Below are 22555 nucleotides of genomic sequence, written 5' to 3' on the forward strand. Positions count from 1 at the left end.
ACTGTCAACTCTGGCGGCGGTCGGCTACCGTGCATTGAACCGACCTCGACGTCGGGACGTATTACGGTTTGTGGCTACGCGGGGGCTCCCCTCGGGCGCGTGCCGCACCTGACAAGTGAAGGGGTGAAACCGATGACCATCGCAATGGATCCGGCCACACTTCGTAAGGCGGCCAACGACATCCGCACCACCAAGGACGAGGTGGACGGTCAGCTCAAGTCGCTCTGGGGCGTGGTCGACGACCTTGCGGCGGCCTGGCTCGGTGAGGCTTCCAAGGCGTTCAACGACCTGATGCAGCGCTGGAGCACCGACACGACCAACCTGACCAACGCGATGACCAACATCGCCAGCCTCATGGACGACGGCTCCGTCAAGGGCGAGGCCAACGACCAGGAGCAGGCCGCGATGATGAACAAGTTCAACGGCGTGCTCAACCCGTCCTGACCGTTCCGACTGACCTGGGGAAAAACATGTCACTGATTCAGGTGAGCCCGGCCCAGTTGGAGGCCGCGCAGCTGAGCATCCAGAAGATCTCGAAGGAGATCGACACCAAGCTCGACACCCTCCGCGCCATGCTGCAGCAGCTGGAGTGGGAGGGCGCCGACCGTGAGGCCTACAACGCCTACCAGGCCCAGTGGGACCAGGCGGTGCGGGACATCAACGCCGTTCTCAACCAGATCGGTGGGGCCGTCGGCATCGCCCGGGACAACTACATCACCACCGAGGCCAACAACGCGAAGGTGTGGAGCGCCTGACGGCTTCTTCCGCGGCCCGGTTCTCCCGGTGGGAGCCGGGCCGTTCGGCGTCCCGGGGGGGCCGGCGGCTCACATGCGGGCGCGCAGCGCGCGGGCCCGACGCACGGACGCCGCCGCGAGGAGCAGCACCACGGTGAGCCCACCGAGCGTGACCGCCGTGATCACCGCCGCCGTGCGGGTGCCGCCGAACGGGTCGTGCGGTGGCGCGGGGCGCTCCAGCGTGGCGGGGGCGGCAGCGGCGGTCCTCGACGGAACGGCCTGCTGCACGACCGTCAGCGCCCGCAGGGGATTGACGACGCCGTAGCCGACCTGGATGTTGAACCCCTCCGGGGGATGGTCCGCCGTGCTGGTGATCCGCGCCGCGACCTGGGCCGGGGTCAGCTTCGGGTCCTGGCCGCGCAGCAGGGCCGCCAGCCCGGAGACGTAGGCCGCCGCGAAGCTCGTCCCGCCGGCCTTGAACTCGGCGAAGCCGCCGCCCGCCGGCGTCGGGCCCAGCACGTTCGCGCCGGGCGCCGCCACGTCGACGAACGTGCCCGAGGTCGAGGTGTCGACGTGCTTGCCCTCCTCGTCGACCCCGGCGACGGCGATCACCCCGTCGTACGCGGCCGGGAAGGCGGGCCCCTCCTGCTTCGAACCGCCCTCGTTGCCGGCCGCGGCGACGATCACCACGCCCCGCCCGAGGGCGTACTGGACGGCGTTCTTCAGGGCGGGGGTGTCGGGCGTGACGAGCGACATGTTGATCACATCGGCGCCGTTGTCCGCCGCGAACACGATCGCCTCGACGATGTGCTGCGGGATGGTCGCGTCGGAGGTGCGCTCGGTGTCCCGCAGGACCCGGATCGGCAGGACGGTCGCCTTCGGCGCGATCCCGGAGAACGCCCCCACGGGACGGCCGGCGATCACCCCCGCGACGATGCTGCCGTGCGCCGCCTCGTCGCACCGGCCGTCGTTGGTCTGGTCCACGTAGTCCTTGCCGGCGAGGACCGCACCCGCGAGCGAGGGATGATCGGCCGTCACCCCGGAGTCGATCACCGCGACCCGGACCCCCTCGCCCTGGCTCAGCGGCCACACCAGGTTGGGCTGCAGGCGCCGCAACGGCCACGGCGTCTCGGTCACCGGGTTGTCGTACCGGACCCTGCTGGTGTCGCACGCCGCCAGCGCGGGCGTCGCCGGTGCGAGCGCGACCGCCGAGGCGCACACGGTCAGCGCGGTCGCGGTCACCGCCGCACGCCACCGGCCTGTCACGTCGAAGCCTCCCCGAGAACTGGCCCGTCAGCAGGCAGTGTAGTCGGGCACGGCGTGCGCAAACGTCGATATCGTGCCGTTGCTCCAGGCTCCCGCGGGATGCTTCCTGGAAACGTGGATGAGGCCGGCCCCAGGGGTCGGGTACCCTCGTAGCACAGGCATCGACCCGGCCATCACCGGTGAGCCTCCGGAAGAAAAGACTCCCTGATCTACAGGAGCAGAGGGTCCCAGTAGAACCGGACGGGACGGCCCGTCACAGCCGGCCAACGAGCGGCCATCCGGGAGACCGGATGTGCAAGCGGGGTGGTACCGCGGGTCCACGCAGGACTCGTCCTCGCACTGTGCAGTCATACGCAGTGAGGAGCCACCTGATGACGTTCCCGAAACACGTGTCTGAAGCGGGAGTGCCCGCGAGCCCGGACCTGCCTACGGTGGAGGAGCGGGTCCTGGAGCACTGGGCCGCCGACAAGACCTTCGAGACCAGCGTCGAGGCGCGGCCCGCCGGGGAACGCGGCAGCAACGAGTACGTCTTCTACGACGGACCGCCCTTCGCCAACGGCCTGCCGCACTACGGCCACCTCTTCACCGGCTACGTCAAGGACGTGGTGCCGCGCTACCACACGATGCGCGGCAAGCGGGTCGAGCGCCGCTTCGGCTGGGACACCCACGGGCTGCCGGCCGAGGTCGAGGCGGAGAAGCAGCTCGGCATCACCACCAAGGCCGAGATCCTCGAACTGGGGATGAAGGCGTTCAACGACGCCTGCCGCACGTCGGTGCTGCGCTACACCAACGAGTGGGAGCGCTACGTCACCCGCCAGGCCCGCTGGGTCGACTTCGCCAACGACTACAAGACGCTCGACCTCCCGTACATGGAGAGCGTCATGTGGGCGTTCAAGACGTTGCACGACAAGGGATTGGTGTACGAGGGCTTCCGGGTGCTGGCGTACTGCTGGCGCTGCGAGACGCCGCTGTCCAACACCGAGACCCGCATGGACGACGTCTACCGCGACCGGCAGGACCCGGCGCTGACCGTCGGCTTCACCCTGGAGACGGGTGAGCGGATCCTGGTGTGGACGACCACGCCGTGGACCCTGCCGTCCAACCTCGCGCTCGCGGTCGGGCCCGACATCCCTTACGCCGTCTACGAAAAGGCCGGGGAGAAGGTTCTGGTCGGGGAGGCCCGCGCCGCCGCCTACGAGAAGGAGCTGGCGGGCTACGAGAAGACCGGCACCGTGCTCGGGCGGGATCTCGTCGGTCGCCGTTACACCCCGCTCTTCGACTTCCTGGTCGAACAGGCCGGAGCAAACGCCTTCCAGGTGCTCGGCGCGGACTTCGTGTCCACAGAGGACGGTACCGGCGTGGTGCACATGGCGCCCGCGTTCGGTGAGGACGACCAGAACGCCTGCAACGAGGCGGGGATCCCGACGATCCTGACCGTCGACGAGCACACCCGGTTCACCTCGCTGGTGCCGGACTACGAGGGCCTGCAGGTCTTCGAGGCCAACAAGCCGGTGATCCGCGACCTCAAGGAACGCGGCGTCGTGGTGCGCCACGACTCCTACGTGCACTCGTACCCGCACTGCTGGCGGTGCGACACGCCGCTGGTGTACCGCGCGGTGTCGTCGTGGTTCGTGGCGGTGTCGACGTTCCGGGACCGGATGGTCGAGCTGAACCAGCAGATCAACTGGGTGCCGGGGCACGTCAAGGACGGCTCGTTCGGCAAGTGGCTGGCCGGCGCGCGGGACTGGTCGATCAGCCGGAACCGGTTCTGGGGTTCGCCGATCCCGGTGTGGAAGTCCGACGATCCGGCCTATCCGCGGATGGACGTGTACGGGTCGCTGGAGCAGCTGGAGAAGGACTTCGGGGTCAAGGTCACCGACCTGCACCGGCCGAACGTCGACGAGCTGACCCGGCCCAACCCGGACGACCCGACGGGGAAGTCGACCATGCGCCGGGTGCCGGAGGTGCTCGACTGCTGGTTCGAGTCGGGGTCGATGCCGTTCGCGCAGGTGCACTACCCGTTCGAGAACAGGGAATGGTTCGAACAGCACTACCCGGGCGACTTCATCGTCGAGTACATCGGGCAGACGCGCGGGTGGTTCTACACCCTGCACGTGCTGGCGACGGCGCTGTTCGACCGGCCCGCGTTCCGCAACTGCATGGCCCACGGCATCCTCCTCGGCGAGGACGGCCGCAAGATGTCGAAGTCGCTGCGCAACTACCCGGACGTCTACCAGATGTTCGACAAGTACGGCTCCGACGCGATGCGGTGGTTCCTCATCTCCTCGCCGGTGCTGCGCGGTGGCGACATGCCGGTGGTGGAGACGGGGATCCGCGACGCCGTCCGGCAGGTGCTGCTCCCGCTGTGGAACGTCTGGTACTTCTTCACGCTGTACGCCAACGCCGACAACGTGGAGCCGACCAGGCGGACCGACAGCACGCACCCGCTCGACCGGTACGTGCTCGCCAAGACCGGCGAACTCGTCGAGACCGTGACCGCGCAGATGGACACCTACGACATCTCCGGGGCGTGTGCCTCGGTGCGCACCTACCTGGACGCGCTGACGAACTGGTACGTGCGCCGTTCGCGCGACCGTTTCTGGGCCGGCGATCGCGATGCGTTCGACACGCTGTACACGGTGCTGGAGACGCTGTGTCGGGTGGTGGCGCCGCTGGCGCCGCTGACCGTCGAGGAGATCTGGCGCGGGCTGACCGGCGGGCGTTCGGTGCACCTCACCGACTGGCCGTCCACTGTGGACCTGCCGGCCGACCACGCGCTGGTGTCCACGATGGACGCCGTGCGGGAGGTCTGTTCGGCGGCGCTGTCGCTGCGCAAGGCGAAGGGGCTGCGGGTGCGGCTGCCGCTCGCCTCGCTCACGGTGGCGACGCCGCAGGCGGCCGAGTTGGCGGACTTCGTCGACCTGGTGAAGGACGAGGTCAACGTCAAGTCCGTCGTGCTGACCGGCGACCTGTCCGGGCACTGCGAGCAGGTGCTGACGCTGGTGCCGCGGGTGCTCGGCCCGCGCGTCGGCAAGCAGGTGCAGCAGGTCATCAAGGCGGTGAAGGCGGGCGAGTGGTCCCTTGTGGACGGTCGGCCGGTCGCCTCCGGCGTGACGCTGGAGGAGGGCGAGTTCGAGCTGAAGCTGGTGGCCGCCGACGCCGAGCACTCGGCCCCGCTGCCGGGTGGCGAAGGGGTGGTCGTGCTGGACACGGTCGTCACGCCGGCGCTCGCCGCGGAAGGGCTGGCGCGGGACGTGGTGCGTGTCGTGCAGCAGGCGCGGCGCGATGCGGACCTCGACGTGTCGGACCGGATCACGCTCGTGGTCGACGCCTCGGGTGAGGTGGCCGCGGCGGTGGAGGCGCATCGGGAATTCGTGGGTGCGGAGACGCTCGCGACAACGGTCTCCGTGGGCGCGGTCGACGGTGGCTTCGCCGGCGAGGTCGGTGAGGGGCAGCAGGTACGGGTCCGGGTCGAGCGCCAGGCCGGATAGTGAGCGAGTCGTTGCGGAGCGCGGTACGTCGGTGCCGCGCTCCGCGCCGTTCGTGCACGATCCTCGATGGTCTGAGCGGATTGCGGACTGCGTTACGCTGCACAGAGTCGACTCATTCGGCGGGCGGCGGGTCGCACGGGGGGAGGATCGATGAGCGAGTACAAGGATGCGGGCACGGTGGTCGACATCACCGCGCTCGAGGGTGTCGGTGAATGGGTCAAGCAGCTGAACCAGTTCATCATGGACAACATCCACACCGAATTGACCAGCTCGATGATGACGCAGGGCACGCAGACCGATATCTTCGGTGGCTTTCCCGAGGCCGGCAAGGTGGGCGGTAAGGCACACACCTTCGCCGAGCAGGGTGCCGAGAGCGTCAAGAATATGACCGAATCCCTCTCCGACTTCGCCGATGCGACCGCGAAGATCGTCGAGCAGTACAAGACCACCGAGGCGCGCAACGCCGCAAACGTCGCGGACATTCTCCGCCTGCTCAGCAGCGGCGGCGATGACACACCGGCGACGTCGGCGACCTCTGTGCCGGGGTCGGACGCAGGCAGCACGGAGGGGGGCTACGGTGGCTGACCGGCCCGACTGGGAGACGATGGTCAAGCAGGTCGTCATCGCGGGCGACCCCGGTGCGATCTCGACGCTCCGCCTGAAATGGGCCACCGTCTTCACCCGCCTCGGCACCGTGGCGGCGGAGATCCGCACCACCTCGAAGCGGCTTGAGCCCGCGTTCGGCGGCCCGGCCGGCGAGGCGTACCGCAAGCGCCTGGAGCAGTACGCGAAGGACATCGACGACTACTGCGAGAAAAACCGCCCGATCTTGCAGATGCTCGACAAGGCCTCGACGGACCTGAGTAACGCCAAGGCCAACATGCCGATCCCGATGGACATGGTCGACGACTTCGAGGCCTCCCATAAGCAGGTCGTCGACAACAACACCAAGGCCCTCAACTACGCCGCCGGCAACGCGGCGATCTCCACCGGCGGGCTGTCGCTGCTCTGGTACGTCGCGCCCGGCAGTTTCAAGGACTGGGTCGCCAGTTCGTGGGTCGGTGAGTGGACCGCCGAAGTCTGGGGCAAGGTCGACAAGTGGCTCAACGACGAGACCGACAAGGCGTACGAGGAGTACCAGAAGGTCGAGAACGGCTACATGCAGGCCGGTCACGACGGCGGTAATCCGATGCCGATGAACAGGCAGGTCGGTGGCGACGTTCCGGAATACGACCCGTCCGGCGTCAAGCCCGGCGGCAAGCTCGGCGGCGCCCCGGGCGGGCTCAACGGCGGCGGGGCGCCACCGGACATCCCCACGCCGACCACGGACCGCGCCATACCCGACGACTTCGGCCCCACGAACCCCGGGATCGATTCCGACACCGCCGGGTTCGATCCGAGCGCCGGCTCCGGCGACCTGCCGGACACCGGCCTGGCCGGTGCGGGTGGGGGCCTCGGCAGCGGCGGCCTGGGCGGCGGGGGCGGGCTGAGCCCCGGCCTGGGCGCCGGCGGCGGGCTGGGCGCCGGCAGTGGCGGTCTCGGCGGCGGTGGTCTGGGCGGCGGGGGTGTCGGCGCCGGCGGGCGGATCCCGGGCGGGACCAAGGGCCTGGGCGCCGGCGGTATCGGTGCCATGGGCGGTGCCGGCGCGGGGCGCGGTGCGGCCGGTGCCGGCCGCGGCGGTGCCGGTCGTGGCGGCATCGGCAAGGGAGTCTCCCCGGCCGGGTTGCTCGGTAGCGGTGCCGGTGCGGGCGCCCGTGGTGGCGCCGGTGCTGGTCGCGGCGCTGCGGGTGCCGGGAGGGCTGCCGGGCGCGCCGGCATGATGGGCGGTATGGCACCGGCCGCGGGGCACGGGCCGGGAGACGAAGCCGACCACGCCACCTGGCTGGTCGAGGACGACGACGTGTGGGGCTCGTCCGACGACCTGCCGCCGCAGTTGCTCGGCTGACCGGCTCGGGAAGGATCAGGGATGCACCTCGCCAGGCTGCGGGTCGCCGCCGCCGCGATCGCCGTCGTCATCGCCACGGTGCCCTGTGCGGCGACGCCCGCGACCGCGGCCCCGGTCGAACAGTGGTGGCTCGCGCCGCTGCGGATCGCCGACGCCCACAAGATCAGCCAGGGCGAAGGTGTCGTGGTCGCGGTGGTCGACAGCGGGGTCGACGCCACGCATCCGGTGCTGGCGGGCAAGGTGCTCAAGGGTGTTGATCTCGTGGGCGACGCACCGGACGGGATCAGTACGGAGCCCCAGCACCGGCACGCCACCGCTATCGCAGGCCTCATCGCGGGCAGCGGTGACTACACCGGTATCGCGCCGCAGGCGAAGATCCTGCCGGTGGCGCTGGGCGGTGCCGAGGGTATCCCGGCGGACAAGACCGCCGAGGGGATCCGCTGGGCGGCCGACCACGGCGCCAAGGTGATCAATGTGTCGCTCGCCGGCCCGCCGTACGCGGCCTACGCGGACGCGGTCGCCTACGCCCTGTCGAAGGACGCCGTGGTGATCGCCGGGGCCGGCAACGTCGCCACGACCGGCAGAGCGGTCGGCAACCCGGCGGCTGTTCCCGGGGTCGTCGCGGTCTCGGGGCAGACCAAATCGGGCGACTTCTGGCCGGGCTCCTCACGCGGTCCCGAGGTGGTCTTGGCCGCGCCGGCCGAGGCGATGAAGACGCCCACGCCGCGGTCCTACAACCCGTCCGGCTTCAGTACGACCGAGGGCACCAGCAACGCGACCGCCATCGTCTCCGGGGTGGCGGCGCTGGTGCGGGCGAAGTACCCGAACCTCAAGGCGCCCGGCGTCATCAACCGGCTGATCAAGACCGCCGTCGACAACGGCGATCCCGGTCGGGACCCGCTCTTCGGCTTCGGCGGCATCCGGGTCAACGCGGCGCTCACCGAGAACGTGCCGGACGTGGACACCAATCCGCTGGGTGCCCCGGCCGTGTCCGCACCGCCCAGCGCGCCGCCCGGGGACGGTAACGACGCGGCGGACGAAGGGTTCTCGATCCCGGCCAACCCGGTGCTGCGCGGCGGGCTTCTCGTTCTCGGGCTGGTCGTGCTCGTCGTGGTGGCCGTCCTCTTCAGCCGGCTGCGGAGCCGTGCCCGCCGGGGGCCGGGTGGGCCGCAGCAGTTCGGCGGTTATCCGCCGCCGGGGTACCCCCCGGGAGGACCGCCGCCCTGGGGTGGCCCGCCCGGCGGGCCCGTGCCGGGCCAGGCTCCGCCGCCTGGTTCGGTGCCGACCGGTCCGTTCGATCCCCGGCGTCCTCCCGGCGGCTGACGCCCGCCGGGGTGGCGCGGCTCAGTGGCTCCAGACGTTGTCGGCACCCGGCGGTGCGGGTCAGCGTCACCCGGGGCCGGCTCCTCGTCCTGGCCGTGATCTTCGCGGCTGCGCCCGCCCCGGGGACGTAGGGGGCGGAGCCGGTCCCCGGTGATCCGGCTCCGAAGGTTGTCGAAGTCGATGGTGGTCCGGTGCCGGTCAGCTCCGGCGGCGGTCCCATTCGCCGGGGGGCATCACGATCACCATGAACGTCTCCGCCGGCTCCGGTCCCGGGTTGCGGTACCCGTGCGGCCGGTCCGAACGGAAATCCAGCGTCTGCCCCGCCTCGACGGCGTACTCGGTGCCCTCGTAGCTGACGATGAGTCGCCCGCTGCGCACGTGCCACAGTTCGCGGGTGCCGGGGGTGTGCTCGGCGGAGGAGTGCGTCTCGCCGGGCTCCATCCGCCAGTCCCAGAACTCCACGAACGCCGGGTCGTTGACGCCCACGAGCAGCCGCCCGGCGCCGCCGAGGTCGCCGTGCCACAGCGTCGGTTGGGCGTCGGCGTCGATGATGCGCACCGAGGGGGGCGGCTCGGCCTCCAGGAGCCGGCCGACGTTCACGCCGAACGACTCAGCCAACCGGCAGAGCGTGCCGATGCTGGGGTTGGTCCGCCCGCCCTCGATCTGCACGATCATGCCTTTGCTGACGGCGGAGCGTTGGGCCAGTTCCTCCAGCGACCAGCCGCGCCCCTGCCGCAGGTGCTTCACGTGGAACGCGACCGCGGCGGCGACCGCTTCGGCCTCGCTGGACCGTCGCCTGCCGGTGTTCCCGGTCACCCCACTGACCAATATTCTGCCCTCGCAGGTCATTATTGTGATACGAATATAGCCGTATCCGTTCATCTTCTCAGTGAGGTCCGCATGTTCCCGCTCGTGCTCGCCGCCGTCTCCGCAGGTGTCTGGGGGACCGCCGACTATGTCGGTGGCCGCGCCACCCGCCGGATCGACGCGTTCCGGGTGGCCGTCCTGTCGAAGCTGTTCAGCGTGCCGCTGCTCGCGGTGTACCTGACGCTGCTGCCGGTGGCGTTCCCCGGCCGGAGCGTCGCCTGGGGGCTGGCGGCCGGCGGGGCCGGGATGGCCGCGCTGATCACGTTCTACCGGGCGCTGGCCTCGGGGGCGATGGCGGTCGTGGCGCCGGTGTCGGCGGTCACCGCGGCCGTGCTGCCGTTCGGGGCGGGGTTGGTGGCCGGTGAGCGGCCGGGCCTGTGGGCGATCGTCGGCGTGCTGTGCGCCGTCGCCGCGATCGGGCTGGTCAGCATGGCACCGTCGACCGGCCGGGCGACGATGTCGCTGGTCGGGCTGGCGTTGCTGTCCGGGGTGGGCTTCGGGCTGTTCTTCGTGCTGCTCGACCGGGCCGCGGCCGCCGCCGGGGGCGACGCCGGCCTCTGGCCCATCGCGTTCTCGCAGAGCGGCGCCCTGCTCGTCGGTTTTTTCCTGTGGGAACGGCATCGGCGCGCCGCCGGCCGCACCCCGTCGCAGCGGCCCGCCGGCATACTGAAACTCATCGCCCTGTCCGGGATGCTCGACATGACCGCCAACGCGCTGTACCTGCTGGCCGTGCGGGACGGCATGCTCAGCATCGTGGCACCGCTCGCGTCGCTGTACCCGGTCAGCACGGTGCTCCTGGCGCTCGCCCTCGACCGCGAACGGGTCCGCCCCGTCCAGGTCGCAGGCCTCGGCCTCGCGGTCGCCGCCCTGGTCCTGGTCGCCTCCTGACCGCCCCCGGTCGTCAGCCGGGGTCGGCAGGTCAGGCGCCTTCGACCGTGAGGCGGTTGTCCGTCACACGGACGATCAGGAAGGCGGCCGGATGGTAGTGCGCGGCCGGCTCATGCGTCTCGGCTGGGGGTGTTTCTCTTCGGTCTGCTCCGTTAACCTGCACGGACACCAGGCCGGAGACGGAGGGGTCGGCAGCGCGTTGGTCCGGGGAAACACGCCGTGGGTTCATGCGCCGGACTTCTACAAGAACCCACCGAGGTAGTCCGATGTCCCTGCAGGTGGCCGGCATGCTGACGCTGGCCGTACTGTACTTCGCCTCGCCCTTCCTCCTCACGGTGTCCGGGTTCCTTGACCGGGACGGAGCGCGCCCGGGAATCGTCCGCCTGGTGACGTTCATCAACTGGTTCAACATCGTGGCGATGACTGCGATCGCCGTCGCGATTTTCTGGGCCGGCCGGCTACGACCCATCGGCGTGGTTGCTCTGATCGTCGTGGCCGCGAACGGCTACCTGCTCATCGCCCGCAGGCGTGCGGCGACGCGTCGCGACAGCGGCATCATCCTGCCGCCCGAGCGGCGCACCCGGCGCGACCGTTCCTGACCGGCGCGCGCCGCGGTCAGGCCGAACGGTGCCAGTTCGCCGGTTCCCACAGCTGGTCGTCGGTGCGGACGAGGTCGCAGCGCCACGCGGAGATCGGCGGCCCACCGGCGGCGTGCCAGCCCGCGACCAGCCCGAACACGTGCGCGACCAGGTCGGGATCGGCGTCGACCGGCCACAGCGCGTCGGGCTCGACGAGGACCGCGCCGGCGCGCGGGTCGGTGACGGTGTGCTGGTACGCGGTGCCGCCGCCGGCCGGGTGCCGCAGCCCGCACCGGGGATCGTGCGCGGCGAGCCAGAACCACCGGTCGACGAAGCGTTCCCGGGGGACCGGCGGGATCGGCAGGCGGGGCGGCTCGGCGGCGGGGTCGAGCGGCGGGAGCCGGACCGGGTGCGGGTGCAGCCGCCCGGCCGCGCGCATGAAACCGGAGCCGATCAGGGCGTGGCCCACCGGGCCGTCGGGGCCGTCCGTCACGAGCAGGCACGGCTGGTAGCCGCCGTGTTCGACCGGGGCGAGGATCGATCCCCCCGGTGCGAGCAGGTCCAGCCAGGTGGGCGGCACTCCGGCCACACCGACGGTCGCGATGATCCGGTCGAACGGCCCACGCGTCGGCGTTCCCTCGTATCCGTCACCGAGAACGACCTCGACGGCGGTGACGCCCGCGCGGGCGAGTGCGTCGCGGGCCCGGTCGACCACCTCGGGCTGCACGTCGACGCTGACCACCGGAGCGCCGGTGACCTCGGCGATGAGCGCGGCGTTGTAGCCCGTGCCGGCGCCGATCTCCAGGACCCGCGTCCCCGGCCGCAACCGCAGGGCGGCGAGCATCCGTGCCATCAGCGACGGCTGCGAGCTCGAACTGCTCGGCAGCCCGTCGCACAGCTGCGTGACCAGCGCCTCGTCGGTGTAGGCGCGCTCGGGTGCGAGATCGACGTGCCCGCCCGCCGGATCGGCCAGCCGCGGCACGAACAGGTGGCGCGGCACCCGCGCGAACGCCGCCCGCACCGCCGGGTCCTCGACGCCGGCCGTGACCCGGTCGGCGTACTCCTGGAGCAGGGCCTCCATCCCGCAACGATCGCACGGCGGCGCGTTCGGGTGACCGCCGTTCACCCCTGCGGTAGTAGCCTCGACTGCACCGCCGGAGCGATCACCAGCAGCGGTGTGAACAGGGTGACCTTCGTCGCATACCGGGGGCGCGCAGCGTCGTTCACACTGCACGATCGCAGGGTCGGGTCGGGGCGGCCCGCACGGGAGGGGGCCGGGTGTCCGCGCTTTACCAGTTCGGCAGGGTTGTCGTGGCACCGGTCTTACGCCGGGCGTGGCACCTGGAGGTGACCGGGGCGGAAAACGTCCCCAAGCACGGCCCGGTCATCGTGGCGGCCAACCATCACTCGTTCATCGACTCGACGATCCTGCCGATGGCCACCGGCCGGCAGCTGTTCTTCCTGGCCAAGGACGAGTACTTCCAGAATCCCGTCACGCGCTTCGTGATGAAGGAGCTCAACCAGATCAAGGTGGACCGCTCCAGCGGCCGGGCGAGCCTGATGGCGATCGACGCGGCGCTGCCGTTCCTGTTCGCCGGCAAGCCGTTGGGGATCTTCCCGGAGGGGACCCGTTCGCCGGACGGGCGGCTGTACCGGGGGCGGCCGGGCGTGGCGAAGCTGGCGCTGGACTCGGGTGCGCCGATCGTGCCGGTGGGGCTGTTCGGGACCGAAGGGGTGCAGCCGATCGGGAAGCGGTTCCCCGGGACCGGACGTGTCCGGGTGGTGATCGGAAAGCAGCTCGATCTGGCACCGTTCCGTAACGAGCAGCACAACTCGAGGCTCTACCGTGAGATCGCGGAGCTGCTCATGCGGCAGATCGCGGAGATCACCGGGCAGGAGTACGTGGGCCGCTACGCCCGCAGGGATCGATAGGGTCCAGCTCACAGTTAAATACTTTGCAGTGCCTGCAATGTTTGCGTAGCGTGCAATCCGTGATGGTCGACGGGGGTGGGTCCGGGCTGCGCCAGCGGCGCAAGCTCCAGACCAAGCGGGAGATCGCCCGTGCGGCGCTCGACCTCGTCCTCGCCCGCGGGCTCGCGGACGTCACGGTCGAGGACATCGCGGCTGCCGCCGGGGTCTCCGCCCGCACCTTCTTCAACTACTTCACGTCCAAGCGGTCGGCAGTGGTGCCCGGACCGGAGCCGCTGTCGCAGGACGTGATCGAACGGTTCGTGGCCGATCAGGAGACCCCCGTTCTCGACGGGCTCTTCGGGCTGATCAAGAGCCACCTCGCCGAGTGGCCCGACGTGCGCCAGCAGATGCAGTGCGCGCACGTCCTGGTCACCACCTATCCGGAACTGATGAGCGTGCTGCACGAGCGGGTCGCGGAGTTCGAACGCGTCCTGGTCGACGCGGTCGCCCGGCGGCTCGACGCGCCCGAGGGGGACCGGCGGCCGCGCGTCGCCGCCGCCCTCGTGGGTGCCCTGGTCAAGGCGTCCTTCATGGGGCGTGCGGACGAAGGCGACGACCCGCTGGACGACCTCAACGCCTGCGAGGCGGCGCTGCGCAGCCTGCTCATCGGTTCCTGTTCCGAAGGTTCACCCGGGCACCGGCCCGCACAGAGAAAGAGCCCCGAATGACTACCAGCAGCGTGGGCAAGGCCCCCGCCGCAGACGACCGACTCGACGGGACGGTGCTGCGTCAGGCTGCCGTCGTCGTGCTCGGCGTGATCATGTCAATTCTCGACATCACGGTCGTCAGCGTCGCGCTGCCGACGTTCCAGCGCGAGTTCGACGCCAGCTACGCGACCGTCGCCTGGACGATGACCGGGTACACGCTGGCGCTGGCCACCGTCATCCCGCTCACCGGCTGGGCGGCCGACCGGTTCGGCACCAAGCGGTTGTACATGCTCGCGCTGGTGCTCTTCGTCGCCGGCTCGGTGGCGTGCAGCTTCGCCACGACGATCGAGATGCTCGTCGCGTTCCGGGTGCTCCAGGGCCTCGGCGGCGGCATGCTGATGCCGCTCGGCATGACGATCCTGACCCGGGCCGCCGGCCCGCACCGGATCGGCCGGCTGATGGCCGTTCTGGGCGTGCCGATGCTGCTCGGCCCGATCGGTGGCCCGATCCTCGGCGGCTGGCTGATCGAGACGCAGAGCTGGCACTGGATCTTCCTGATCAACGTGCCGATCGGCATCGTGGCGCTCGTCTCCGCCGCGGTGATCCTGCCGAAGGACAACCCGAGCCCGTCGGAGTCGTTCGACTTCATCGGCATGCTGCTGATGTCGCCCGGCCTCGCGCTCTTCCTCTTCGGCGTCTCCTCCATCCCGGAAGAGGCCTCCGTGACGGCGACGAAGGTGCTGGTCCCGGCCGGGATCGGCATCGCGCTGATCGTCGGGTTCGTCTTCTACTCGTTCCGCCCGGCGCACCCGCTCGTGGACCTGCGCCTGCTGAAGAACCGCAAGTACACGATCGCGATGATCTCGATGTTCCTCTTCGCGATCGCGTTCTTCGGCGCCGGCCTGCTGATCCCGAGCTACTTCCTGGAGATCCGCGACAAGACCACGCTCGCCGCCGGCCTGCTGGTCGCACCGCAGGGCCTGGGCGCCATGGTCACCATGCCGATCGCCGGCCGGCTCGCCGACCGGATGCCGATCGGGCGGATCGTGCCGGTCGGGCTGGTGCTGATCGCGATCGGCATGTCGCTGTTCACCCAGCTCGAGGCCGACACCTCGATCCCGCTGATCTGCGGCGCGCTCTTCGTCATGGGCCTCGGTATGGGCGCCACGATGATGCCGATCATGACGGCGGCGCTGCAGACGCTCAACGCGGCGTCGACCGCCAAGGGCTCCACCCTGCTGAACATCATCCAGCAGGTGGCCGCCTCGATCGGTACCGCCGTGATGTCCGTGGTGCTGACCAACCAGATCCAGAACTCGGACGCGATCGCGAAGCTCGGCGAGCTCGGCAAGACCCCGCCGCCGGCCCAGCCCCCCGCGCCGGAGGTGCTGGCGCAGATGCAGCAGCAGATCGAGCAGCTGAAGTCGCAGGCGCTCACCGACTCGGCCGCGGCGTTCGCGACCACGTTCACGGTGGCGTTCGTGCTGCTGTTGCTGACCTTCATCCCGGCGTTCTTCCTGCCGCGCAAGAAGTCGGAGACGCCGACGCCGGAGGGCGAGCAGGCCGCCGCTCCGGTGATGGTGCACTGAGTTTCCGGTAGCGAGAAGGGGTGGCCCGCGGGTCACCCCTTCTCGCGTTCAGTCGCGCTGCAGGACGCTGGAGCGGATCGTGCGCAGCAGCTCCGCCGCCTCGTTGGTGGAGCGGCCCGGGAAGACACCCACCGCGAGCGAGCCGTGGTCGGCCCAGCCGCAGACCGCGGCGTCCCGCCCGCCGCTGCTCCCGGCGGCGCAGCGCATCTGGCCGGCGAGCGGACCCGGGTCGACCTTGGTGGGCGCGCCGAGCTTGAGCCGTTCGGTCAGCTCGCCGAAGCGGGCGTCGAGATCCTTGCCCGGGTTCTGGACGAAGCGGGTGGTCGCGGCCACGGTGACCGCGCGCTTGTTGTTGTCGTTCCAGATCAGGGGGAACGACTTCTCGTCCAGCTGGTCGGCCTCGATCACCCCGGCCAGCTCCTCGGCGGCCTTGCGGCGCGCGGCGTCGGTGGTCGGCGTGAGGCCCGGCACCGCCGCGCCGGCGGAGATGCTCGCCGGGTACTCGTCGACGAACGGCCGGGCCCAGCCGATGATGCCGCCGCAGCACGCCACCGTGAGCGCCAGGAACGTCACCGTCTTGAACGGGAACCGGCTCCGGCGCCGCGGCGGGGGAGGCGGCCCGTAGCCGCCGGGCGGCCCGTAGCCCGCCGGTCGCTGTTGCTGCGGCCGGCGGCCGAACCGCCCACGGCGCGCGGGCGCCCCGGTGGCCCCCTGCGGCCCGTGGCCCGGGTGTCCCTGGGGTCCGTAGCCCGCGTGGCCCTGCGGCCCGTAGCCGGCATGGCCCTGCGGCCCGTAGCCGGCGTGTCCCGGGGGCGGGTAGCCCGGCGGCGGCCCGTAGCCCGCCGGCGGGTAGCCGTGGCCCGGGTGCCCCGGCGGCGCACCGTAGGCGTGCGGCGGGTACCCCTGCCACTGTCCGGGGTGCGGCGGCCCACTGGTCGGCGGGCCACTCGTCGGTGGCGCGCCGACCTGCGGCTCGGCGTCCCGCCGCTGGCGGAAGCCCCACCGCTCCAGGAACCCGGGCCGCCGCTCGCGGGCCGGCAGGTCCAGCGTGTCGTGCCGGGTGTCCTCGTCGTCGGCCGGCCGCTCGGGAACGGCCGCGGAGCCGGTCCACGCCGGTGGCCGTGGGTGGATCTGGGTGGTGGGAGAGTCGTCGTCGTCGAACGCGCCTCCCGGCATCGCCGGAGTGACCGGGGCAGCCGGTAGGTCCGGCCGCTCCTGGTGCGCCATGGCGGATCGCCCCCTTCGTCGCGTTCCTTCGAGGGTAGTTCGGGTCTTCCAACGGACCGGGCGGCGCGGAAGTCGATTTAGCAACGGCCGGTACCGCGCGTACCCTGACGAAGCGTGAGTGTCGCGAGTGTCTACCCGCAGCTGGAAGCGCTGCTCCCGCGGATCAGCAAGCCGATCCAGTACGTCGGCGGCGAGCTGGGAGCCGTCGTCAAGGAGTGGGACGCGGCCGCCGTCCGATGGGTGCTGATGTACCCGGACGCCTACGAGGTGGGGTTGCCCAACCAGGGCGTTCAGATCCTCTACGAGGTCCTCAACGAGCAGCCGGACGTGCTCGCCGAGCGCACCTACGCGGTGTGGCCGGACCTCGAGGCGCTGATGCGGGAGCACGGCGTGCCGCAGTTCAGCGTCGACGCGCACCGGCCGGTGGGGGCGTTCGACCTGTTCGGGATCTCGTTCTCGACCGAGCTCGGCTACACCAACATGCTGACCGCGCTCGACCTCGCCAAGATCCCCCTTTTGTCGCGGGATCGTGACGAAACGCATCCCGTGGTGCTCGCCGGCGGGCACGCGTCGTTCAACCCGGAGCCGATCGCCGACTTCATCGACGCCGCCGTGCTCGGTGACGGCGAGGAGGCGGTCCTGGAGATCACGGCGATCGTGCGGGAGTGGAAGGCCGAGGGCTGCCCGGGCGGCCGCGACGAGCTGCTGCTGCGGCTGGCCCGCACCGAGAGCGTGTACGTGCCGCGCTTCTACGACGTCGACTACCTGCCCGACGGGCGCATCCAGCGGGTCGTGCCCAACCGGGCGGACGTGCCGTTCCGGGTGCACAAGCGCACCACCATGAACCTCGACGACTGGCCGTACCCGAAGAAGCCGCTGGTGCCGCTCGCCGAGACCGTGCACGAGCGGTACGCCGTCGAGATCTTCCGCGGCTGCACGCGGGGGTGCCGGTTCTGCCAGGCGGGCATGATCACCCGCCCGGTCCGCGAACGCTCGATCACCACCGTCGGCCAGATGGTGAAGGAGGGGCTGGAGTTCAGCGGGTTCACCGAGGTGGGGCTGCTGTCGCTGTCCAGCGCCGACCACTCGGAGATCGGCGACATGTGCTCCGGCCTGGCCCAGCAGTACGCCGACACCAACGTGTCGCTGTCGCTGCCGTCGACCCGGGTGGACGCGTTCAACATCGAGCTGGCCCAGGAGCTGTCCCGCAACGGCCGGCGCACCGGGTTGACGTTCGCCCCGGAGGGCGGCTCGGAGCGGATCCGCAAGGTCATCAACAAGATGGTGTCGAAGGAAGACCTGATCCGCACCGTCGTCACCGCGTACACCAACGGCTGGCGCCAGGTGAAGCTGTACTTCATGTGCGGCCTGCCGACGGAGACCGACGAGGACGTTCTCGAGATCGCCGACATGGCGCACGAGGTGATCCGCGCGGGACGCGCCGCGACCGGCTCCAAGGACATCCGCTGCACCGTGTCGATCGGTGGCTTCGTGCCGAAGCCGCACACGCCGTTCCAGTGGGCCGGCATGGACACGCCGGAGACCATCGACCACCGGCTCCGGCTGCTCAAGCAGGCCATCAACGCCGACCGGTCGCTCGGCCGGGCCATCGGCTACCGGTATCACGACGGAGAGCCGTCGCTGATCGAGGGGTTGCTGTCGCGCGGCGACCGCCGGGTGGGTGCCGTCATCCGCAAGGTGTGGGAGAACGGTGGGCGCTTCGACGGCTGGTCGGAGCACTTCTCGTTCGCGCGCTGGGTCGACTCGGCGGCCGAGGTGCTGCCGCAGTTCGGGGTCGACCTGGACTGGTTCACCACCCGGGAACGCGAGGAGGCCGAGGTCCTGCCCTGGGACCACCTCGACTCGGGGCTGGACAAGGAGTGGCTCTGGCAGGACTGGCAGGACGCCATGTCCGAGTACGAGCAGGACGACTGCCGCTGGACGCCGTGCTTCGACTGCGGCGTGTGCCCGAGCATGGACACCGAGATCCAGATCGGCCCCACCGGCAAGAAGCTGCTCCCGCTGACCGTCAAGCCCGGATTGAAGGTCTGACGTGGGCCGTCCCAAGAACCAGCCGGAGGGCGGCCAGGCGCCGATCGTCCAGCGGGTGCGGCTGCGCTACACCAAGCGGGGGCCGCTGCGCTTCACCTCGCACCGCGACTTCGCGCGGGCGTTCGAACGGGCGATCCACCGCGCCGGCGTGCCGATCGCGTACTCGCAGGGGTTCAGCCCGCACCCGAAGGTCTCCTACGCGTCGGCGGCCCCCACCGGGGTGGCCAGCGAGGCGGAGTACCTGGAGATCGGCCTGCGTGAGCCGGTCGACCTGAACGACCTGATGCGCGCGCTCGACGCGGCGCTCTCCCCGGGGCTCGACGTCGTGGAGGCCGTCGAGTCGCCGGGTGGCTCGCTGGCCGATCGCATCGATGCCGGCCGCTGGCGGGTGGAGCTGCCGGGGCTCGCCGACGACGTGCTGCGACTCGCCGTGGAGGCGTTCGTGGCCGCCGACGAGGTCATGATCGAACGCCTCACCAAGCAGGGCATGCGCACCGTTGACGTGCGCGCGGCCGTCGTGTCGGCGGTCGCGGTTCCGGCACCTACAGGGGTCGGGGTCGTACCGTGTGCGATACTCGACCTTGTCGTACGGCAGGTAAGTCCGACCGTACGGCCCGATGACGTCCTGGCCGGCCTTCGCGTGGTCGCCGACCTGGAGCCGCCGGCCCCTCCTCGGGCGACCCGGCTGGCCCAGGGCCTGCTGACCACGCAGGGTGAGATCCTCGATCCATTCGCGGCGGATCGGCCTACCGCCATCGGCGCCCCGTCGGCCTGACGGGGTGGGCAGACTTCGGCGGCGCACCGCTACCCGTGGGCGCGTCGTCGGTACGCAAACGGCGCCCCCGTGCGGCTGCGTTATTACGCGCCCGGGAGTGCCAGAACTGGAGAACGTCCGGAATGCTCGACAACGAGTTGAGCGGCCACCCGGGCGGCGCGCAGGCGCAGCCCGAGGCCGACACGAATAGTGAATCCATTACCGATCCGGCCCTGACCACCGAGCCCGTCCGGCGCACGCGCCGACGCGCCGTCAAGGCCACCGAGCCGACCGGCGACCCCGCCGCCGAACCCTCCGGCGAGGCCGTGGCCCCGGCGCCCCGCACCCGGCGACGCGCGACGAAGGCGACCGCCGCCGTCGCGGAACCGGTGCCGTTCGCGGACGCAACGGGCGAATCCGGCGTGTCCGTGGCGGACGGGGTGATCGAGCAGGTTCCCGCCGATCTTCCCGAGCCCGCGCCGACCCGCACGCGCCGCCGCCGCACGAAGGCGGAGGTCGTCGAGGTCGCGCCCGTCGAGGAGCCGGTCGCCGAGATCGTCGAGCCGGCCGACCCGGACGCCGTCCTCGACGAGGAGGAGGAGACCGAAGCGGGCGCCGACGCGCCGGCCGTGGGTGCGACGACTCCCGCCGGGGTGACCGGGGCCGCCGTCCCGGCCGTGGGACGCGCGCGGGTCGTGACCGGCGGGGCGGCTCCCGTGACGGACGCCACCTCCGGCCCGATCGCTCCCGCTCCCACCGCCTCCACATCCACCGACTCCACATCCAGCGACTCCGCGCCGGCCGGCGCGGTGGCCGTCGGAGCTGCCGGCGAGGCCGGTCAGGGGGAGGCACCCGCCGCGCCCACCACCGGGCGGCGGCGTCGTGCCGTGGCGACCACGGTGCTGTTCATGGCGCCCACCGAGGCCGAGGTCGAGGCGGCCCGGGTCGCCGACCGGGCGCGCGCAGAGGCGGCACAGCCGGCCGCCGAGGCTTCCGACGTTCCCCCGGAAACCGCCGAGGAACCGACCACCCGCAGCCGGCGGCGGCGCGGGAAGCGCACGGCCGAGCCCGAGCCCGAGGTCGTCGAGGAGGCCGAGCCGGAAGCGGTCGAGGCGGACGCCGACGAGGACGACGACGAGGACGAGAACGGCAACCGCCGCCGGCGCCGGCGCGGACGCCGCGGGCGGGGACGCGGCCGCGGCGGCATCGACGACGAGTCGGAGGAGCCGGCGGCCGCCGAGGCCGAGGAGCCCGAGGCCGCCGACGGCGACGACGAGGAGGACGACGAGTCCGGCGAACAGCTGACCCGGCGCCGCCGTCGCCGCCGTCGCAAGGGTGCGGCCGACTCCGAGCCGGCCGACGCCGAGCCCGGTGTGGTCGTCAAGATCCGCGAACCGCGGGCCGCCCGCGACGAGGTGCAGGGCGTCAGCGGCTCGACCCGGCTGGAGGCCAAGCGGCAGCGCCGGCGGGACGGGCGCGAGCAGCGGCGCACCCGGCCGCCGATCCTCAGCGAGGCCGAGTTCCTGGCCCGGCGCGAGGCGGTCGACCGGGAGATGGTGATCCGCCAGAAGGGCGACCGCACGCAGATCGCCGTGCTCGAGGACGACATCCTCGTCGAGCACTACGTGACCCGCGCCAGCGCCGCCACCATGGTCGGCAACGTCTACCTCGGCCGCGTCCAGAACGTGCTGCCCAGCATGGAGGCGGCGTTCGTCGACATCGGGCGCGGGCGCAACGCCGTCCTGTACGCCGGCGAGGTCAACTGGGACGCCACCGGTCTCGAGGGACGCACCCGCACGATCGAGCAGGCGCTGAAGTCCGGCGACCCGGTGCTGGTGCAGGTCACCAAGGACCCGATCGGCACCAAGGGCGCGCGGCTGACCAGCCACATCGCCCTCTCCGGCCGGCACCTCGTGTACGTGCCGCACGGCAACGCCTCCGGGATCAGCCGCAAGCTCTCCGACGTCGAACGCAAGCGGCTGCGCGACATCCTCAAGAACCTCGTTCCCGACGGCGCCGGCGTGATCGTGCGTACCGCCGCCGAGGGCGCCTCCGAGGACGAGCTCGAACGCGACGTGACGCGGCTGCAGGCGCAGTGGGAGGAGATCCACAAGCGGTCGCAGTCGGCCAGCGCCCCGTCGCTGCTGTACGAGGAGCCGGACCTGGCGATCCGGGTCGTGCGCGACCTGTTCAACGAGGACTTCCGCGATCTGGTGGTGCAGGGCGAGCGGGCCTACGAGATGGTCGCGCCGTACCTGGAGCACGTCTCACCCGACCTGGTCGAACGTCTGCGCCGGCACACCGGTGTCAACGACGTCTTCGCCGAGAAGCGGATCGACGAGCAGCTGATGAAGGCGCTCGACCGGAAGGTGTTCCTGCCCTCGGGCGGCAGCCTCGTCATCGACCGCACCGAGGCGATGACGGTCATCGACGTCAACACCGGCAAGTACACCGGTGCCGGCGGCAACCTCGAAGAGACCGTCACGCGCAACAACCTCGAGGCGGCCGAGGAGATCGTTCGCCAGCTGCGGCTGCGCGACCTCGGCGGGATCATCGTCATCGACTTCATCGACATGGTGCTGGAGTCCAACCGCGACCTGGTGCTGCGCCGGCTCACCGAGTGCCTGGGCCGCGACCGGACGAAGCACCAGGTCACCGAGATCACGTCGCTCGGCCTCGTCCAGATGACCCGCAAGCGGGTGGGGCAGGGGCTGCTGGAGGCGTTCAGCGAGACCTGTGAGCACTGCAAGGGGCGCGGGCTGATCATCCACCCCGAGCCGGTGGGCGACCGCCGCCCCGCGCAGCCCGCACAGCAGCCCTCCGCGCGGGGCGGTGAGTCGGACGAGGGCGGCCGTTCGGGCCGGCGCCGCGGCCGCCGTGGATCCGGCGGGCCGGCCGTGGCCGTGGAGGACGAGGCCGAGACGGAGAACGAGGACGTCGAGGTGATCACGGACGCGGTCGTCGGCGACGGCGAGCCGGCCGAACCGGACGACGTCGACGCCGACCCGGTGACCGCCGCCGACACCGACGAGTACGACGGCGACGCGCCGGAGACCGGAGGCGAACTGCGGCGGCGCACGCGTCGCGGCGGGGTGCGCAGGAGGACACGCCCATAGGTGCGACACGCTTCTCGTGAATGCGATGGGGGCGGTTCGGGTATCAATGTCCGAGGCCGTGCAGACAGGCCGTAGCCCGGCGCGGTCACCCGGCCGCACCCCTGGTC

18 protein-coding genes are annotated in these 22555 nt (G+C 71.3%); 14 read left to right on the forward strand and 4 right to left on the reverse strand.

The annotated features are described in order from the left end of the window. Positions 1 to 132: 132 nt before the first annotated feature. Positions 133 to 444 carry a WXG100 family type VII secretion target gene (locus tag Val02_RS32835; RefSeq protein ID WP_203903163.1) on the forward strand — a complete coding sequence of 104 codons (312 nt, stop codon included), beginning with the start codon at positions 133 to 135 and terminating at the stop codon, positions 442 to 444. Between the two features lie 26 nt (positions 445 to 470). After that, positions 471 to 755: a WXG100 family type VII secretion target gene (locus tag Val02_RS32840; protein WP_203903164.1), complete on the forward strand. Its 285-nt coding sequence runs from the start codon at positions 471 to 473 to the stop codon at positions 753 to 755. A gap of 69 nt (positions 756 to 824) precedes the next feature. Here the strand turns inward: Val02_RS32840 and mycP are convergent, their stop codons facing one another. Further along, entirely contained in the window at positions 825 to 2000 is a 1176-nt protein-coding gene (gene mycP / locus Val02_RS32845; RefSeq protein ID WP_203903165.1) for a type VII secretion-associated serine protease mycosin, read from the reverse strand. A 371-nt stretch (positions 2001 to 2371) separates the two neighbouring features. Here mycP and ileS point away from each other — a divergent pair, with 371 nt between their 5' ends. The 4 genes from ileS (at position 2372) to Val02_RS32865 (ending at position 8759) form a co-directional block, all read left to right on the forward strand. Beyond that, a complete protein-coding gene (ileS, locus tag Val02_RS32850; protein WP_203903166.1) occupies positions 2372 to 5491 on the forward strand; it encodes an isoleucine--tRNA ligase in 3120 nt (1039 codons plus the stop codon). Between the two features lie 150 nt (positions 5492 to 5641). After that, positions 5642 to 6076 carry a hypothetical protein gene (locus Val02_RS32855; RefSeq protein ID WP_203903167.1) on the forward strand — a complete coding sequence of 145 codons (435 nt, stop codon included), beginning with the start codon at positions 5642 to 5644 and terminating at the stop codon, positions 6074 to 6076. Beyond that, the gene (locus Val02_RS32860) at positions 6069 to 7436 is read left to right on the forward strand and encodes a WXG100 family type VII secretion target (RefSeq protein ID WP_203903168.1); all 1368 of its coding nucleotides are present in this window, start codon (positions 6069 to 6071) and stop codon (positions 7434 to 7436) included. Before Val02_RS32855 ends, Val02_RS32860 begins: the two co-directional genes overlap by 8 nt. A 21-nt stretch (positions 7437 to 7457) precedes the next feature. Then, complete coding sequence (locus Val02_RS32865) at positions 7458 to 8759, forward strand: S8 family serine peptidase (protein ID WP_203903169.1); 1302 nt, start codon at positions 7458 to 7460, stop codon at positions 8757 to 8759. A gap of 198 nt (positions 8760 to 8957) precedes the next feature. Here Val02_RS32865 and Val02_RS32870 read toward each other — a convergent pair whose 3' ends face one another. Beyond that, positions 8958 to 9575 carry a helix-turn-helix domain-containing protein gene (locus tag Val02_RS32870; protein WP_239153507.1) on the reverse strand — a complete coding sequence of 206 codons (618 nt, stop codon included), beginning with the start codon at positions 9573 to 9575 and terminating at the stop codon, positions 8958 to 8960. 84 nt (positions 9576 to 9659) lie between these two features. Here Val02_RS32870 and Val02_RS32875 point away from each other — a divergent pair, with 84 nt between their 5' ends. Together Val02_RS32875 and Val02_RS32880 are read left to right on the forward strand one after the other, a co-directional pair. Then, positions 9660 to 10514: an EamA family transporter gene (locus Val02_RS32875; protein WP_203903171.1), complete on the forward strand. Its 855-nt coding sequence runs from the start codon at positions 9660 to 9662 to the stop codon at positions 10512 to 10514. Between the two features lie 287 nt (positions 10515 to 10801). Continuing rightward, positions 10802 to 11113 (forward strand): hypothetical protein, encoded by a 312-nt coding sequence (locus tag Val02_RS32880; RefSeq protein WP_203903172.1) that lies wholly within the window; start codon positions 10802 to 10804, stop codon positions 11111 to 11113. A 16-nt stretch (positions 11114 to 11129) separates the two neighbouring features. Here Val02_RS32880 and Val02_RS32885 read toward each other — a convergent pair whose 3' ends face one another. After that, entirely contained in the window at positions 11130 to 12173 is a 1044-nt protein-coding gene (locus tag Val02_RS32885) for a protein-L-isoaspartate O-methyltransferase family protein (protein WP_203903173.1), read from the reverse strand. 197 nt (positions 12174 to 12370) lie between these two features. Between Val02_RS32885 and Val02_RS32890 the strand changes: the two genes are divergently transcribed. From Val02_RS32890 to Val02_RS32900, 3 genes are all read left to right on the forward strand, one after another. Continuing rightward, positions 12371 to 13024, forward strand: a complete 654-nt coding sequence (locus Val02_RS32890) for a lysophospholipid acyltransferase family protein (protein ID WP_203903174.1) — start codon at positions 12371 to 12373, stop codon at positions 13022 to 13024. A gap of 62 nt (positions 13025 to 13086) precedes the next feature. Further along, positions 13087 to 13731 (forward strand): TetR/AcrR family transcriptional regulator, encoded by a 645-nt coding sequence (locus Val02_RS32895; protein ID WP_239153522.1) that lies wholly within the window; start codon positions 13087 to 13089, stop codon positions 13729 to 13731. Further along, complete coding sequence (locus Val02_RS32900; RefSeq protein ID WP_203903176.1) at positions 13728 to 15299, forward strand: DHA2 family efflux MFS transporter permease subunit; 1572 nt, start codon at positions 13728 to 13730, stop codon at positions 15297 to 15299. The genes Val02_RS32895 and Val02_RS32900 overlap by 4 nt, the downstream gene beginning before the upstream one ends. A gap of 48 nt (positions 15300 to 15347) precedes the next feature. Here Val02_RS32900 and Val02_RS32905 read toward each other — a convergent pair whose 3' ends face one another. Continuing rightward, positions 15348 to 16526: a hypothetical protein gene (locus tag Val02_RS32905; RefSeq protein ID WP_203903177.1), complete on the reverse strand. Its 1179-nt coding sequence runs from the start codon at positions 16524 to 16526 to the stop codon at positions 15348 to 15350. Positions 16527 to 16640: 114 nt separating this feature from the next. Here Val02_RS32905 and Val02_RS32910 point away from each other — a divergent pair, with 114 nt between their 5' ends. The 3 genes from Val02_RS32910 to Val02_RS32920 all read left to right on the forward strand — a co-directional run bounded on the left by Val02_RS32910 (position 16641) and on the right by Val02_RS32920 (position 22448). Beyond that, complete coding sequence (locus Val02_RS32910; RefSeq protein ID WP_203903178.1) at positions 16641 to 18578, forward strand: TIGR03960 family B12-binding radical SAM protein; 1938 nt, start codon at positions 16641 to 16643, stop codon at positions 18576 to 18578. 61 nt (positions 18579 to 18639) lie between these two features. Continuing rightward, on the forward strand, positions 18640 to 19353 hold the full coding sequence (locus Val02_RS32915) for a TIGR03936 family radical SAM-associated protein (RefSeq protein ID WP_203903253.1): 714 nt from the start codon (positions 18640 to 18642) through the stop codon (positions 19351 to 19353). Between the two features lie 122 nt (positions 19354 to 19475). Beyond that, on the forward strand, positions 19476 to 22448 hold the full coding sequence (locus Val02_RS32920) for an Rne/Rng family ribonuclease (protein ID WP_203903179.1): 2973 nt from the start codon (positions 19476 to 19478) through the stop codon (positions 22446 to 22448). Positions 22449 to 22555 lie beyond the last annotated feature (107 nt).

Origin of the sequence: Virgisporangium aliadipatigenens (assembly GCF_016863615.1) — a bacterium.
GTDB classification, from domain to species: Bacteria; Actinomycetota; Actinomycetes; order Mycobacteriales; family Micromonosporaceae; genus Virgisporangium; species Virgisporangium aliadipatigenens.